Origin of the sequence: Pseudogemmobacter sonorensis, assembly GCF_042762395.1 — a bacterium.
Classification (GTDB): Bacteria; Pseudomonadota; Alphaproteobacteria; order Rhodobacterales; family Rhodobacteraceae; genus Pseudogemmobacter; species Pseudogemmobacter sonorensis.
Window position 1 is genome coordinate 141,767 of record NZ_JBEFZE010000004.1, and the last position, 15,233, is coordinate 156,999.

Annotated in this window: 15 protein-coding genes; 1 reads left to right on the forward strand and 14 read right to left on the reverse strand. The window is 67.7% G+C overall.

Going from position 1 to position 15,233, the window contains the following annotated elements; genetic code table 11:
- Window positions 1-4: 4 nt before the first annotated feature.
- The 4 genes from ABNX41_RS04860 to ABNX41_RS04875 are packed head-to-tail and all read right to left on the reverse strand — an operon-like array spanning window position 5 to window position 4,654.
- Window positions 5-934, reverse strand: coding sequence for an XdhC family protein (locus tag ABNX41_RS04860; RefSeq protein WP_438668595.1), 930 nt, complete (start codon window positions 932-934; stop codon window positions 5-7).
- 7 nt (window positions 935-941) lie between these two features.
- The gene (locus ABNX41_RS04865; protein WP_438668596.1) at window positions 942-3,302 is read right to left on the reverse strand and encodes a xanthine dehydrogenase family protein molybdopterin-binding subunit; all 2,361 of its coding nucleotides are present in this window, start codon (window positions 3,300-3,302) and stop codon (window positions 942-944) included.
- Window positions 3,299-3,784 (reverse strand): (2Fe-2S)-binding protein, encoded by a 486-nt coding sequence (locus tag ABNX41_RS04870; RefSeq protein WP_438668597.1) that lies wholly within the window; start codon window positions 3,782-3,784, stop codon window positions 3,299-3,301. The genes ABNX41_RS04865 and ABNX41_RS04870 overlap by 4 nt, the downstream gene beginning before the upstream one ends.
- A gap of 3 nt (window positions 3,785-3,787) precedes the next feature.
- Window positions 3,788-4,654 (reverse strand): FAD binding domain-containing protein, encoded by an 867-nt coding sequence (locus ABNX41_RS04875; RefSeq protein ID WP_438668598.1) that lies wholly within the window; start codon window positions 4,652-4,654, stop codon window positions 3,788-3,790.
- A gap of 269 nt (window positions 4,655-4,923) precedes the next feature.
- Between ABNX41_RS04875 and ABNX41_RS04880 the strand changes: the two genes are divergently transcribed.
- Window positions 4,924-5,877 (forward strand): AraC-like ligand-binding domain-containing protein, encoded by a 954-nt coding sequence (locus ABNX41_RS04880; RefSeq protein WP_438668599.1) that lies wholly within the window; start codon window positions 4,924-4,926, stop codon window positions 5,875-5,877.
- Between the two features lie 55 nt (window positions 5,878-5,932).
- On the opposite strand, the gene ABNX41_RS04885 is transcribed toward ABNX41_RS04880, so the two are convergent.
- The 10 genes from ABNX41_RS04885 to pxpA (ABNX41_RS04930) form a co-directional block, all read right to left on the reverse strand.
- Window positions 5,933-6,316 carry a nuclear transport factor 2 family protein gene (locus ABNX41_RS04885; RefSeq protein ID WP_438668600.1) on the reverse strand — a complete coding sequence of 128 codons (384 nt, stop codon included), beginning with the start codon at window positions 6,314-6,316 and terminating at the stop codon, window positions 5,933-5,935.
- A 1-nt stretch (window position 6,317) separates the two neighbouring features.
- The gene (gene pxpA, locus ABNX41_RS04890; RefSeq protein ID WP_438668601.1) at window positions 6,318-7,046 is read right to left on the reverse strand and encodes a 5-oxoprolinase subunit PxpA; all 729 of its coding nucleotides are present in this window, start codon (window positions 7,044-7,046) and stop codon (window positions 6,318-6,320) included.
- A 79-nt stretch (window positions 7,047-7,125) separates the two neighbouring features.
- Window positions 7,126-8,133, reverse strand: a complete 1,008-nt coding sequence (locus ABNX41_RS04895; protein WP_438668602.1) for an ABC transporter permease — start codon at window positions 8,131-8,133, stop codon at window positions 7,126-7,128.
- Window positions 8,130-9,659, reverse strand: coding sequence for a sugar ABC transporter ATP-binding protein (locus ABNX41_RS04900; RefSeq protein WP_438668603.1), 1,530 nt, complete (start codon window positions 9,657-9,659; stop codon window positions 8,130-8,132). The genes ABNX41_RS04895 and ABNX41_RS04900 overlap by 4 nt, the downstream gene beginning before the upstream one ends.
- Before the next feature lie 64 nt (window positions 9,660-9,723).
- Window positions 9,724-10,791 (reverse strand): TMAO reductase system periplasmic protein TorT, encoded by a 1,068-nt coding sequence (gene torT, locus ABNX41_RS04905; protein WP_438668604.1) that lies wholly within the window; start codon window positions 10,789-10,791, stop codon window positions 9,724-9,726.
- 61 nt (window positions 10,792-10,852) lie between these two features.
- On the reverse strand, window positions 10,853-11,824 hold the full coding sequence (locus ABNX41_RS04910) for a 5-oxoprolinase subunit C family protein (protein ID WP_438668605.1): 972 nt from the start codon (window positions 11,822-11,824) through the stop codon (window positions 10,853-10,855).
- Window positions 11,814-12,689 (reverse strand): 5-oxoprolinase subunit B family protein, encoded by an 876-nt coding sequence (locus tag ABNX41_RS04915; RefSeq protein ID WP_438668606.1) that lies wholly within the window; start codon window positions 12,687-12,689, stop codon window positions 11,814-11,816. The genes ABNX41_RS04910 and ABNX41_RS04915 overlap by 11 nt, the downstream gene beginning before the upstream one ends.
- Before the next feature lie 10 nt (window positions 12,690-12,699).
- Window positions 12,700-14,064: an acetyl-CoA carboxylase biotin carboxylase subunit gene (locus ABNX41_RS04920; protein ID WP_438668607.1), complete on the reverse strand. Its 1,365-nt coding sequence runs from the start codon at window positions 14,062-14,064 to the stop codon at window positions 12,700-12,702.
- 4 nt (window positions 14,065-14,068) lie between these two features.
- Window positions 14,069-14,302 carry an acetyl-CoA carboxylase gene (locus tag ABNX41_RS04925; RefSeq protein WP_438668608.1) on the reverse strand — a complete coding sequence of 78 codons (234 nt, stop codon included), beginning with the start codon at window positions 14,300-14,302 and terminating at the stop codon, window positions 14,069-14,071.
- Entirely contained in the window at window positions 14,299-15,099 is an 801-nt protein-coding gene (gene pxpA / locus ABNX41_RS04930; protein WP_438668609.1) for a 5-oxoprolinase subunit PxpA, read from the reverse strand. The genes ABNX41_RS04925 and pxpA (ABNX41_RS04930) overlap by 4 nt, the downstream gene beginning before the upstream one ends.
- Window positions 15,100-15,233: the final 134 nt, after the last annotated feature.

Genomic DNA, 15,233 nt, shown 5'->3' on the forward strand with positions numbered 1-15,233 from the left:
GCCTTCAGCGCCGGTTGAGATGCAGCCGGTCGGCCTCGGCCACGACCTCGGCAAGAACCGAGATGGCGAGCGTGCGCGCATCCCTCGCCCGCGGCAAAAGGCCCATCGGGCCTTTCATCGCGGCGATCCGCTCTGCCGACACCTGCAGCTCGGCCAAAGCCGCGTCCCTTCGCGCGCGGGTGCGGCGGCTGCCCTGGGCGCCGATATAGAAGGCATCGCTCGCGGCGGCGCGGGCAAGGATCGCGGGTTCCCATTCGTGATCGTGAAAGAACAGCGCCACGGCGGTATAGCGGTCGAAAGCCGGATCGCCCGGATCGCCCGGCCGGATCAGCCGGTGCCGCGTCACCCGATCCGCCTGGATCGCGCCCAGCGTCTCGTCGTCGGGGGAATGCAATGTCGTCGCATAACCGGCCGAGGCGGCGAGTTCGGCGAAGGTCGCGGCTTCGGGCCCCTTGCCGAAGATCTGGAAGGTGATGTCGGGAACGACCTTCAGGCCCAGCCCGCCCCCGCCCTCCATCCCCACCCGCAACCCGAGGTCCGAGACCGAAAGCAGCGCCTCGGACCGGGAGGCGCGGGCCCGGTCGAGCGCATCCAGAATTCCGGGCTCGGGCGCGGGCAGGATCGTCACGTCAAGCGCGCCGCCGCAGGGCAGGCGGATGTCGAAGTAAGGCGAGCCCGCGCCGTAGCGCACCGACCGGCCGCGCCCTTCGGCCAGGCATTCCATCGCGTGCAGCGCGATGTCGCGCTCGACGCAGCCCGAGGACAGCGAGCCCGCGACCACCCGCCCGTCGCGGATCCACATCGCGGCGCCCACGGGGCGATAGGCCGGCCCCTCCGTCCCGGTCAGGATGGCCAGCGCGGTGTCGCGCGGATCCTCGATCCCCGGCGCGATCGGAAAATCCGCGAAGGTGACGCAGGCGCTGCGCGGTTCCATCGCCGGATCAGCGCAGGATATTGTCCGACCAGCGCCGGCCGATATGCGGATGGTCCAGCACCGGCTCGATCCCCAGGGTCAGCGCCAGCACCTTCGGGGGCGTCAGCGGCAATTGCTGCACCCGCTTGCCGGTGGCATTGGCGATGGCGCAGGCCATGGTCGCGCCGCCGTTCATGATCGCCACCTCGGCAATCCCCTTGGTGCCCATCGGCCCGCAAGAGGGCGCGCCCTCGTAAAGGTCGATCGCGACCTTCACCGCATCCCGTGCCAGCGGCAGGTGATAGGTCTCGAACCCGCTCTGCTCGATCCCGCCATCGGCGCCCAGGGTGATTTCCTCGTGGATGCCATAGCCGATGCCCTGGATCACCGCGCCCTGGATCTGGCCGCGCACCGCGCGCGGGTTGATCGCCCGGCCCACATCCTGCACCACGCGATAGGCTAGCACCTCGGTCTCGCCGGTATCGGGATCGACGGCGACCTCGGCCTCGTGGACGATGAAGACCGGCAGGTCCATCGCGTCGAAGAAATGCCCCGCCGCGCAGCCCGGCATGCCCTTGGCCGTGCCCGGCGCGGTAAAGGCGCCCGAGCCGGAGATCGGGCCCTTCGTCTGTTCGGCCCGCGCGATCACCGTCTCGATCGTGGTGCCGGATCCGGGGCGGCCCCGGATCTCGACCCGGCCGTTTACCAGCACCAGGTCGGCGGGTGGGGTCTGCAGCAGCTCCGAGGCGGTATCGAGAAGTTTCTCGCGCACCACGGCGCAGGCGGCGGTGGCGGCGGCGCCCATCGAGACGACGGTGCGCCCGCCGCCCGTTCCCATGTCGTAGCCCGCCGCATCGGTATCGGCGCCCTTGACGATCACCTTCGACGGATGGATCCCAAGGTTCGCCGCCACGATCTGCGGCACGCCCTGGGTGATCGAGCCCGAACCGATCTCGACGCTGGCGGTGATCAGCGTGGCCGAGCCGTCGGCGTTCAGGTTCACCGTCGCGGAAGAGGGGCCGACGAAGATGTTCCAGGTTCCCACCGTGGTCGCCCGGCCGTAAAGGCGGTCCCCGGCCAGATGCTCCACCGTGCCGGCGCGCTCGCGCAGGGCCTCCATCCGCTCCAGCATGGGGCCGAGCACATCGCCCTCGAAGATCTGTCCGGTCGCGCCGGGATCGCCGTCCGAAAGCACGTTCAGCTTGCGAAATTCCATCGGATCCATGCCGATCTTGCGGCAGATCTCATCGGTATGACGCTCCAGCGCGAAGGCGTTATAGGCGCCGTTGCAGGACCGGAAGGCGCCATTGGGCGGGGTGTTCGTATAAACCACCCGCGTCGACAGCCGCGCCGAGCCCAGCCGGTAGCTGGCGCCCAGCGTGTGCGCGGTCATGGTGGAAAGGAAGACCTGCTCGCCGCCATAGGCGCCGGCATCCATCAGGACGACCGCCTCGCGCCCCGCGATCGTGCCGTCGGGGGCGATGGCCGAGCGGATCCAGATATCGGCGTTCTCCCGGCACAGGCAGGTCTGGGTCTCTTCCTCGCGCGAGTTCACCAGCGAGACGGTCCGCCCGGTCTTCTTGGCAAGGATCGCCGCCATCGGTTCGATCGAGGCGTCGAATTTCAGCCCGAAGGCGCCGCCGACCGGCGGCACGGTGACGCGGACCTGCGAGGTGTGGACGCCCATCACCCGCGCCGTCACCGCCCGGACCGTCCAGGGCACCTGGGTCGAGGTGATGACGTGATAGCGCCCGTCCTCGAAACTGGCGACGGCGCCGCGCGGCTCGAAGGGGAAATGGCTCTGGCGCCCGACGCGGAAGCAGCTTTCGACCACGGTCACGTCGGGCCGGGCGAAGGCCGCGTCGACATCGCCGCGCAGGACGCGGGCCTCCCAGGCGATGTTGCCGCCGCGAGCGGCGCCCTCGACGATGCAGTCGTAGCTTTTCCAGTCCGGGTGCAGTTCCGGCGCGCCGGGGGCGAGGGCCTCGGCCATGGTCAGGCAGGCGGGCATCTCCTCGGTCTCGACCACCACGGCGGCGCAGGCGGCGCGGGCCTGTTCCAGCGTATCGGCGGCGATGGCGCAGATCGGCTCGCCGCGATAGCGGATGCGGTCGCGGGCGAACAGCGGCTGGTCCATGACCCCGATGCCGTGCAGAAGCGGCGCATCCTCGGCGGTGGCGATGCCGCGCACGCCGCGCATCTTCCGCGCGGCCGAGGTGTCGATGCGCAGGATCCGCGCGCTGCCCACGTCCGCGCGCATGACCACGGCGCGCAGCACGTCGTTGCCGGCCATGTCGACCATGAAACGGGTGCGCCCCGTCACCTTGTCGCGCGCATCGCGGCGCGGCATGTCCATGACGGCAAGACGGGGATCGACTTCCATGTTCATCGCGAGACGGCCTCCACCGGCTGGGTATCCATGGCGCAGATCGACATCACCGCGTCGATGATGCGCTCATATCCCGTGCAGCGGCACATATTGCCCGAGAGCGCCGCCTTGACCTCGCCGCGCGAGGGCGCGTCGTTGCGGCGCAGGAAGTCGGTCAGGGTGATCACCATTCCCGGAAAGCACATGCCGCATTGCACCACGTCATGTTCCAGGAAGGCCCGCTGCACGGGGTTCAGTTCCTCGGGCGGCGAGATGCCCTCGATGGTGACGATCTCGGCGCCTTCAAGCATGCCGATGGGGCGCTGGCAGGCAGGAACCGGCGCGCCGTCGATCATCACGGTGCAGGCGCCGCAAAAGCCTGCGCGGCAGACGCTTTTGGTGCTGGTCAGCCGACAATCGTCGCGCAGCACGTCCAGAAGCGGTGTGCGCGGATCGCCCGCGAAGGCGCGTTCCTCGCCGTTCAGGGTGAATTCGATGGCCATGGCTCAGCCCTCCTGCACGATCTGTCCGAAGGCCCGCCCCACCAGGGCGGGCAGGATCTGCGCCCGATACCAGCCCGGCGCGTCCAGCGCGGTGACCGGCGCAAGCCCGCCCGCGAGGTCGCGCGCCAGCGCCGCCATGGCGGCGGGGTCGGGCGACTTGCCGACGGCGCGGGCCTCGAAGGCGGTCCAGCGGCGCGCATCCGCCTCGACCGCGCCCAGGGCGAGGCGGATCGTCGCGATCCGTCCCCCGGTGTCGAGCGTCAGCGCCAGGCTCGCGATCGCCACCGGATAGTCGCGGGCGGGCGTCCGGGCATGCGCGCTGCGGCGCGCGCTGCGGGCGAAGGTCGCATGGGTCACCAGGAAGGGCGTCGTGCCGCGCCGCAGCGCCATGAACTCGGCCATATCCAGATCGCGCCGCCCTTCGGCCGTGGCGATCCCGATCCGCGCGTCAAGGCACATCAGGGCCGGAACCAGATCGGCGGCGACGAAGCCCGTCGCGCACAGATTGCCGCCAAGCGTCGCCAGCCGACGGATGCCGGGATTGGCCGAGGCGCCCGCCGCCCGCGCCAGCGCATGCAGGTCCGGCGCATCGGGCAGGCTGCGGGCCATCAGGTCGTGGCTTGCCATGGCGCCGATCCGGGCGCGCTGCGCGCCGATCTCGACCCCTTGCAACTCGGCGATGCGGTTCAGCGCGACCAGGCGCGCGGGCACCGGCTCGCCACGGGTGGGGCCGCGCATGATCCATGTCGCACCGGCGATGGCCCGGGTGCCCGCTCCGCCGGCGTGCAGCAGCGCCAGCGCCTCCTCCACCGTTCCGGGCGAGGTCAGCGGGGCGATCGCGGGCGTCGTGATGGCAGGGCTCTGGGTCATTTCTGGTTGGCATTCCCGGCTTTGGTCTCCCCGCAAGCCTGCCGCGGCGGCGGCCGGGGATCATGGCGTTTTGCGTCCGAATTCTCGTGCGGATGCGGCCATGCGGCGCGGCGGGCCGGGGATCTGCCCGGCAAATGGTCAAGGCGGGGACAATTCCGCCCACCGGCCCTGAATTGATTCGACAACCACCTGCGAAATACGCGATTTTCGACGCTCAAGCACAGGCGCCCCGCCTTTCGGAACCGCCCCGGCCTGAGGAGGCTTCACCCATGATCCCGCGCGCGACGCGACGTTGGACGGCACAGGGAACCGATGCGTGGCAGCGCGCCGTTTCGGCCGCCTATTTCGCGCTGGACACCGAGGGCGAGGACAGGCGCGCATTTCGCGGCGATCTGGACATCTGGCCCTTCGGCCCGGTCGATGTCACCCGCATCCGCTGCGACAGCGTGCTTTACCGCCGCGCGCCCCGGCACCTGCGCGAGGAGCGGGAAAGCTCGCTCCTGATCTCGGTTCCGTCGCGCTCGGAAATCAGGTTCCGCCAATTCTCGCGCGAGGCGAAATGCGGCCCCGGCGGTTTCGTCGTGGAACGCAGCGACGCGCCCTATGAATTCGCCCAGATGGCGGGCGACGTGCAATGGGTGGTCAAGGTGCCGACCGAAAGCCTGACGGCGCGGATCGGCAACCTTCAGCGTTTCGTCGCGCTCAGCGTCGATGCCCGGCAGGGCGTGGCGTCCTATTTCCTCTCAAGCCTGCAAAACGCCACCCGCCACCTCGACGATCTGGATCCGGCCGGGCGGGAAAGCGTGGGGCAGCATCTTCTGGAGATGCTCTGTCTCGCCCTGCGGCGCGACGACAGGGTTCTGGACAGCGAGGGCAGCCTTGCGCAGGCCGCGCATCTGCATCGCGCCGAGGAGTTCATCCGCGCGAATCTGAAGTCCTTCGATCTGTCGCCGCAGCAGGTGGCCGAGGCCTGCGGCCTGTCGCTGCGCTATCTTCAGCGCCTGTTCTCGGGGGCGGAAAAGACGGTCAGCGGCCATATCCGTGCCTGCCGCCTGGCGCGCTGCCACGAAGAGCTGCGCAACCCGGCGGGACGCGACAGCATCGCCTGCATCGCCTATCGCTGGGGCTTCCCCGATCAGGCGCAGTTCGGCCGCCACTACCGCAGCCAATATGGCTGTTCCCCGCGCGAGACCCGGCAGGCGGCGCAGCGCGAGCGGATCTGACCTTGCAAGACGAAAATCCCCGCCGCGAGGGGCGGCGGGGGGGGGGGCGACCCGTTCAGCCCGCGCTTTCGTCCCTGAGAAGCCGGTAGATCTTCGAGGCGATCCGCCAGCCATCCGCAACCCGGACCAGGGTGAGATAGTCGCGGTAAAAGCGCGGCTGGACCGCGCTGTCGACCAAGACCCGCGCCAGGTCGGGGCCGTTCAGGTCGATCGAGAGGATCTCGCCGAAGCGGGGAAACCCGGCCGAGGCGGGTGCGGGGCGGCCCGCGACGATGCCGAGATAGTCCGGCAAGGCGGTATGGCTGTATTCGCCCTTGCCCCTTGCCCAGATCAGATCGCATTCGGGCAGGAAGATCGCGGCGATCTCGGCCGTGTCGCCGGAATGCAGCGCGGCGAAATAACGCTCGATCAGGCGGGCGATGGCGCGGGTCTCGTCCATGTCACGTCCTTTCCCGGGCCAGGGCGGCTTGCAGCGCTTTCGCCACCTCGACCGCGCCGGGCGTGTCGGAATGGACGCAGATCACGTCGAAGCGCATCGGAAAGTCGTTGCCGTCGATCGAGGCGACGACGCCTTCCTCCAGCGCGCGCCTGCATCGGGCGACGACGCCCTCGATGGTGACCTTCGGCGGCTGGCGCATGATGATCAGGCTGCCGTCGTCGCGATAGGGCAGGTCGGCGTAAAGTTCGGCCACGAAGCCCACGCCGCGCGCGCGGTAGATCGTTTCGTGCAGGGTGTTGGCCATGCCGAAAACCGGGACACCGTAGATCTCGGCCACATCGGCGATGGCATGGGCGGTGTCCTCGTCGCGGGTCGCGGCGCCGTAAAGCGCGCCATGCGGCTTGATGTGGTTCAAACCGATGCCGTGCAGGTCGAGAAAGCCCTTCAATGCCGCGACCTGATAGATCAGCAGATCGCGCAATTCCTCGCGTTCGATCCTCATCTCGCGCCGCCCCCAGCCCTGCGCATCGGGGAATGAGGGATGGGCGCCCACGCGCACGCCGTTTTCCTTGGCAAGCCGCACGGTGCGGTTCATCACCGAAGGATCGCCTGCATGAAAGCCGCAGGCCACGTTGGCGATGCGGATATGCCGCATCATCTCGGCATCGTCGCAGACCTGATAGATGGCGAAGCCTTCGCCCATGTCGCAGTTGATTTCGGGTGTCATCATGTTGTCCTGGAAGAGAAAATCTTCTGGTCGCGGGCGGGTGGGCCGCCCGCGATTCCCGGCCTGGGCCCGGGCCGCGGGCTCAGCCCTTGACGATCAGGCGATAGCGAAGCTGGTCGAAGATCACCGCCAGCACCAGAAGCAACCCGATCAGCACCATCTGCATGTAAGAGCTGATCTGGGCCAGGTTCATGCCGTTCTGCATCAGGATGATGAAGAAGGCCCCCAGCACCACATTCTCCACCCGGCCGATCCCGCCGCGCAGCGAGACGCCGGCGATGACGCAGGCGGCGATGGATTCCATCGCGATCGTGCCGCCCAGATTGGCCTCGCCGCTTTCGACGCGGGCGGTCAGCAGCAGCCCGGTCAGCGCCGCAAGCAGCGCGCAGATCGCATAGACCTGCACCAGGACCTGACGGGTGTTGATCGCCGACAGATGCGCGGCCTTGATATTGCCGCCGACCGCATAGACCCGCGCCCCGGCACGGGTGCGCGCCATGAAAATCCACATGCCGAGGATGGCGACCAGCGCGATCACGACCGGAACCGGCGTGCCCAGGATGCGGCCGAAGCCGAAGGTGTCGGCAAAGGCGAAGGGCAGGCCCGAGACCGGCACGCCGCCGGTCAGGAAAAGCGCAAGGCCGGTGCCGATGGAAGAGACGCCAAGCGTCATGATGAAGGGCGAGACCTCGAAGACCGCGACGCCGATGCCGTTGATCGTGCCCAGGACCAGCGCCACGCCGAAGCCCGCCAGCGCGCCCAGAAGGATCACCAGCCAGACCGCGTCGGGAAAGATCCCCGCCGCCTTGACCATGGCCATGGCCGAGATCACCGAGGCCAGCGCGATCACCGTGCCGACCGAGAGGTCGAACCCCCCCGAGATCAGCACCAGCATCTGGCCCAGCGAGACCAGCACCAGATAGACCGATTGCCGCGCCACGTTCATCAGGTTCTGCAAGGACAGGAAATTCGGCGACAGGATGGCGAAGACCAGCACCGCGATCAGCAGGAAGAAGGGCAGGACACCCATCTTCACGAACAGGCGCAGCGGCAGCGACACGAGGCCGCGTGAGGATTTTGCCTCAGTCATGCGAGGGCTCCTTGGGGTTCGTTATGGGGGGATACGGCGTCCGAGCGGTCGAAGAAATTGTGCAAGATCACGTCTTCGGTCAGTTCGTCGCGCGAAAGCTCTGCGGTGATCCGGCCATTGGCCAGCACGATGCCGCGATGGGCGAGGTTCATCACCTCGGGCAGGTCGGAAGAAATCAGGATCACCGCCTTGCCCTTCGCGGCAAGCTCGGCGATCAGCCGGTAAAGGGCGGCGCGCGTTCCCATGTCGACGCCGACCGAGGGCTCGTCGAAGATGTAGAGATCGGCGTCATGGCCGAAGGCCTTGCCGAAAAGCACCTTCTGCTGGTTGCCGCCCGACAGTTTCGCGACCGGGCGGCCGCGATAGGTTTCGGGCAGTTCCACATGGCCGAAGATCTCGGCCGCGCGGGCGCGCAGGCGGCGCAGGTTCAAAAGCGGCCCGCCCTCCAGCATCAGGTCCATCCGCAGGTTCTCGAAAGGCCGCTCGGCAAGGATCAGGCCCTCGTGCTTGCGGTCGGGCGAAAGATACCAGGCGCCGGCCTTGACCATGGCCCGGGTCGAGGCGCCGGTCATGTCCCGCCCCTTGAACCGCACGCGGCCCGCGCGAAGCGGCGCGAGCCCCATGATCGTGCGGAAAAGCCGCGACTTTCCCGAGCCGACCAGCCCCGCCACGCCAAGGATCTCGCCCCGCCGCACGCTGACCGAGGCGCCGCGCACGCCCCAGGCCTCGATCCCCTCGGCCTCCAGCAGAACCTCGCCGGGGTTGTGGGGGACCTCGGGGTAGATGTCGCGGATCTCGCGGCCCGCCATCATGTCGACCAGCTTCTCCTCGGTCATTCCGGCCATGTCCGAGGTCGCGATCTTCGACCCGTCGCGCAGGACGGTGACCCGTTCGGCGATGCGGGCGAATTCATGGACCCGGTGCGAGATGTAGATGATCCCCACGCCCGCGGATTTCAGCCGCCCGATGACGGCGAAAAGCTGGTCGACCTCGCGGTCGGTCAGCGAGGCGGTGGGCTCGTCGAGGATGAGCACCGACAGCCCGCCGCCCTGCACGGCCTTGGCGATCTCGACCATCTGCTGCTGCGCGCGCGACAGCAGCGCGACCACCGCGTCGGGCGCGATGGCGAAACCCAGTTCGGACAGAACGGCGCGCGCGCGGCGGCGCATCTCGCCCGGCGACAGGAACGGCCCGGGGCCGGGCTCGCGCCCCAGGAACATGTTCTGCGCCACCGTCATGGTCGGGATCAGCGAGAATTCCTGGAAGACGGTATAGATGCCGCGGGCCTGGGCCTCCGCGACCGAGGACAGCGTCACGCCCTCGCCATTCATGATGATCTCGCCGGAGGTGGGGCTGTTGGCGCCCGCCAGCAACGAGATCATGGTCGATTTTCCCGCGCCGTTCTCTCCGAACAGCACATGGACCTCGCCGGCATGCAGGTCGAAATCGACGGCATTCAGCGCAAGCACGCCCGGATAGGCCTTGGTCAGCCCCCGGGTCACGATAAGGGGATGGGGTGTCGTCACGGCGGATGCTCCGGCATTCGGGACTGCGCCCCGCCCATGGGGGCAGGGCGCATCTTGAGAAGGCTCAGTTCACCGAGAAGACGGGCTGGAAGCTTTCCGGCGGCAGCACCGCATCGCGCGAGGTTTCGCCAAGGTTCTCTTGCGTGATCACGAAGATCCTGGGGCCCACATGTTTCACATAGGGCTTCCCTTCCAGGATGCGCACGGCCTGATCCACCGCGATGCGGCCCTGGATCACCATGGAATCGGCCGGGGCCGCCTCGATGAAGCCGCGCTCGATGCCGGTATAGACGCCCGGGGTCAGGTAGAAGGCCAGGACGCCGACGCTGTCGGTCAGCCCGCGTTCGCGCAGCAGGCCGGTCGAGGCCTCGGCGGTCACGGCGGTTCCGGCGATGTAGCTCACGTCCGGGTTCGCGGCCAGCACGTCCTCGACCAGCTTCAACTGGGCCTCCTTGCCGGTGTCGCCGTAGCGCGGCTCCAGCACCTTGACGGCGGAACCCTGGACCGCCTCCATGAAGCCGGTGTTCGCGGCCTCGACCCAGCCCGCGCCCGCCGGGCCCGGGAACCAGCCGACGGTGACCTCTTCGCTGCCCGCGGGGTGTTTCGCGGCCAGATATTTGCCGGTCTCGTTCCCCATGGTCCAGAACGAGACCAGCGATTTCGCGGCGAGATCGGGCGAGGACATGCCGTTGATGACGTCGATCACCGGAATGTTCTTCGCGGCAAGGTCGCGCACCAGCGAGTTCAGACCGTCATAGGAGATGGCGCCGATCACCACCGCCTCGGCGCCGCCCGCGACGCAATCCTCGATCTGACTGATCTGGCTGGGCAGTTCGGTATAGCCCCCGGCATCGAGCACGTTCAGCTTCACGCCAAGGCGCTTTGCCTCTTCGGTGACGCCGTAGTCGACGCCAAGCCAGTAGGCGTCCTTCAGATGCGGGAACGAGACGCAGATGTTCCAGGCCTTTTCGGCCCCGGGCAGCGCCTCGTAGGTCACGTCCGAGGGCGTGCCGTCGGCGGCGAAGGCCGGGGTGATCTCCTGCGCGGGATAGGGGAACCAGTCGTCGGCCAGGGCGGGCGCGGCGATCAGCGTGCTGCCCAGCAGGGCAAGCGTGAGACGGGCGTGTTTCATCGTTCAGAGACCTCTCTGTTGGTAAGGGACGGATCTGCGGTTCATCCGCTTTTTGTTGGGATCAGCTCAGGCTTTTTCGGATGCGGGCCAGCCGATCCTTGCGTTCGGCGCGCGCCTTGAGGGCTTCGTCCATGGTGACTTCGACGAAGCGCACTTTGGTGTTCGGTTGCAGTTGTCCGATCAGGTCCATATCGGCCGAGATCACCGCGCCCAGGGTGAAATACCCCCCGCCGGATACCGCGTCGCGGTGCAGCACGATGGGCTCCTGCCCGCCGGGGACCTGGATCGAGCCGTAGGAATAGCAGCCGTCGACGATGTTCGACGGATCCGAACCCGCGCCGAAAGGCTGTTCGCGCGGCACGAATTCCATCGGATGGCCGCCGCGGAAACGATATCCCATCCGGTCGGCCTCGGGCGCGACGGTCCATTCGTCGGCGAAGAACCGCGCCTGGCAGGCCTGGGTCAGGCGGTGCCAGTAAAGCCCGGTCAGAACCCGCAGCTCGACCGGATCGGGCAGGCGGGCCAGCAGGGATCTGTCGAGTGTCCGCTCGACCGGGGCGGAACTGGCTTTGCCCACCGGCACCACATCGCCCGCCTTGACCGCGCGCCCCTCGAACCCGCCGAGCGCGCCGATCGGATAGGTCGAGCGGCTGCCGAGCGCCGGGGCCGTGTCGATCCCCCCCGCGAAGGCGATATAGGCCCGCGCGCCGGATTTCAGGAAGCCGAAGCTGAGGGTCTGGCCCGCCTTCACCAGGAAAGAGCTCCAGACCTCGCGCGGCGCGCCATCGACCTTGACCGGCATTTCCGCCCCGGTCACCGCGACCAGCGTGTCGGCGTCGAACTTCAGTTCGGGGGCGAGGAAGGTCGTCTCCAGCCCCGCCGCGCCTTCGTCATTGCCGACCAGCATATTGGCGATGCGGAAGGCGGCGCGGTCCATCGCGCCCCCTTCGGGAATGCCGAGATGGAAGTATCCCGGGCGGCCAAGGTCCTGGATCGTGGTCGAAAGGCCGGGTTTGATGACTTCAAACGCCATTGAGCGCCTCCATCAGTTTGGCGTTGCTGCCGGTGACATCGGCGTTGAACTCGGTCAGGTCGAAGGTCACGGGCGCGATGCGCGGCGCCCAGGTGCCCGCCTTGACGTCCGCTTCGATCCGCTCGAATTCCTCGCGGTCGATGGGCTTCCATTTCACGATGTCGCCGGGATTGAAGAAGACCATGAAGTCCCTGAGGTAGGATACGGTCTGCGTCGGGTCGTAGATGGTGACCGGGGTGATCCCGAACATCTGATAGCCGCCCGCGCCCCGCACCGAATAGATGCAGCCGAAGGCGCCGCCATGGCCGACCGTGTGCTTCGGCGTATCGGTGCGCGGTCGCAGGTACTTCGGCACTTCGATCTGCCGCTCGCGTTCCACGAGCTGATAGAGGAAGGGCAGCCCGGCGACGAAACCCACCATCGAGACGAACCAGGGATTCGAGTGATAGGCCTCGATAAAGGCCGCCACGCTGTCATAGCCGTTGATCCGCGCGGCATAGTCGAGGTCCGAGCCGGAAGGATCCTGATGCCGTTCACGGAACCGCATCAGCGTCTCATGCGTCCAGGGGTCCTGGAAATAGACCGGGATCTCGATGATGCGGGTGTCGATGCGCTTTTCGCCCGCCTCGGCCTGCTGTTCCAGATCCTTGATCCGGGCCATGATCTCGTCGGGCGCGATCACGTCGGGGTCGAAGCGCACCTCGAAAGAGGCGTTCGAGGGGCAGATCTCGGTCACGCCGGGGATCTTCGCCTCTGCCACCGCATTGCGCAGCGACAAAGCGACGAAAAAGGCGTCAAGCGACATTTCCTCGTCGATCTCGACATAGACATGTTCGTCGCCGCCGAAGGAATACCTTGTTTTCACGGGTGTTCTCCTATGCTGCGCGGGGTTTGAGGTTGTCGGCCGCAAGCCAGGGCTCCAGCCATTGGGTGTGGAATTCGCCCGCCGCGACGCCCGCATCGGCGGCCAGCGCGAGGTGCAGCGGGATCGTGGTCTTCAGCCCCGCGATCTCGATCCCGCGCAGGGCCTCGGCCATCAGGGCGATGGCTTCGCCGCGCGAGGGGGCATGGACGATCAGCTTGCCCAGAAGCGAATCGTAGAAGGGCGGGATCTGGTAGCCCTCGTAAAGGAAATGGTCGAAGCGCACGCCCTCGGGGATCTTCAGCCCGGCGACCTTGCCGGGGAAGGGCAGGAACTGCATGAACGGGTCTTCGGCGTTCAGCCGCACCTCGATGGAATGCCCGGCGCAGGCGATCTGCTCCTGCGTCAGCGGCAGCGCCTCGCCGCCTGCGATGCGCAGCATCAGCGCCACGAGGTCGAGGCCGGTGATCATCTCGGTCACCGGATGCTCGACCTGGATGCGGGTGTTCATCTCGATGAAATAGAACGCGTCGGCGGTGGCGTCGTAGAGATATTCGATCGTTCCCGCACCGCGATAATCCACCGCCTTGGCCAGCGCCACGGCGCTGTCGCACAGCGCCTTGCGCGTGGCCTCGGGCAGGCCGAAGGCGGGGGCCTCTTCCCAGACCTTCTGGCGGCGGCGCTGAAGCGAGCATTCGCGTTCATAGCAATGCACGGCGGCGCCGGTGCCGTCGCCCAGGATCTGCACCTCGATATGGCGGGGATTGCGGATTACCCGTTCAAGATAAAGCCCGCCGTCGCCGAAGGCGGCCTCGGCCTCGGCCCGGGCCTGGGGCGCGAGGCGGGCCAGATCTTCGGGCGTCTCGGCGATGCGGATGCCGCGCCCGCCACCCCCGGCGGCGGCCTTGATCATCACCGGATAGCCGATGGCCCCGGCGATCGCGACGGCCTCGGCGGCGTCGATCCGCCCGTCGGATCCGGGAACCGTGGGCACGCCCGCGGCTTTGGCCGCGATCTTGGCCGCCACCTTGTCGCCCATCCGCTCGATGGTGGCGGCGGTGGGGCCGACGAAGACCATTCCCGCCGCCTCGACGGCGCGGGCGAAATCGGCGTTCTCGGCCAGAAAGCCATAGCCGGGATGCACCGCATCGGCGCCCGAGGCTTTGGCGGCCGCGACCACGGCCCCGATGTTCAGATAGGATTTCGCCGCCTGGGCGGGGCCGACGCAGACCGCCTCATCCGCCAGCCGGACGGCGAGCATGTCGGCATCCGCCTCGGAATGGGCCTGGACGGTGCCGATCCCCAGGGATTGCGCCGCGCGGATGATGCGCACGGCGATCTCTCCGCGGTTGGCGATGAAAAGTTTGCGGATCGCCATGGCGTCAGGCCAGCGTCGCAAGCGTTTCGCCCGCCGTGACGGGGGCGGCATCCCCGGCGGTATAGGCGGCGAAGGTGCCCGCCTCTTCGGCCTGGACCTCGATGAAGGTCTTCATCACCTCGATCAGGCCGATGGTGTCGCCGACCGCCACCGCATCGCCCGCCGATTTGAAGGGCGCGGCATCGGGGGCGGGCTTGTGATAGAACGTGCCGGGAAGGGGCGAAAGGATATCGGTCATGGCTCTCTCCTGTCGGGTCCGTTTTTCGCGATCACCATGGCCGCCGGGGCGATGGTGACGCCGTTATCCAAAAGTCGCTTGCGGATGGCGCAGCCGATGGCCAGCGCGCCGGGGGTGTCGGAGTGGAAGCAGATCGAGTCGAAGCCGACCGCGACATCCCTGCCGGTGACGGTTTCGACGCGGCCCTCAAGGCAGGCGCGCAGGCATTTCTCGGCCAGCTTCTCGGGCGAGGGCGGGGCGGCGCGCCGGGTGAAGACGATGGATCCGCTGTCGTCATAGTCGCGGTCGGCGTAGAATTCGCGCACCACGGGCTGATCCAGACGGCGCGCCACGGCACAGGTCTCAGAGACGTCCATGCAGAAGATCGCCACCTCGGGCGAGGTGCGGCGCAGGGTCTCGACCAGGTGCAGCGACAGATTCTCGTTCCGCGCGGCCTCCATGTAAAGCGCGCCATGAGGCTTGATGTGCTGAAGCGGCACGCCATGGAGGCGCCCGAATTCCCGAAGCGCGCCGACCTGATACAGGATGTCGTTCACCAGTTCCTCGGGCGAGGCGTCGATGCGGCGGCGGCCGAAGCCGATCAGGTCGCGGTAGCCGGGATGCGCGCCAAGCCCCACCGAATGCTCGCGGCACATCCGCGCGATGCGGTTCATCTGCATCGGATCTCCGGCATGGAAGCCGGTGGCGACATTGGCCGAAGAGATGATCTCCATCAGGCTTTCCTCGGGCGCCTCGGCGATCGACCAATGGCCGAAACCCTCTCCGAGGTCACAGTTGAGATCGATCACCCTTGGCATTCTGTCGTCCGGCTCCTGCGATGTGGGATCAGCGTTGCGCAGGGCGGGCGTCATGTAAAATTCAAATACGACATCGACAAAATTCTGAAAATCAGATAAATATCCTCCCCGAGGCACAGCTTAACCTGCCGTTA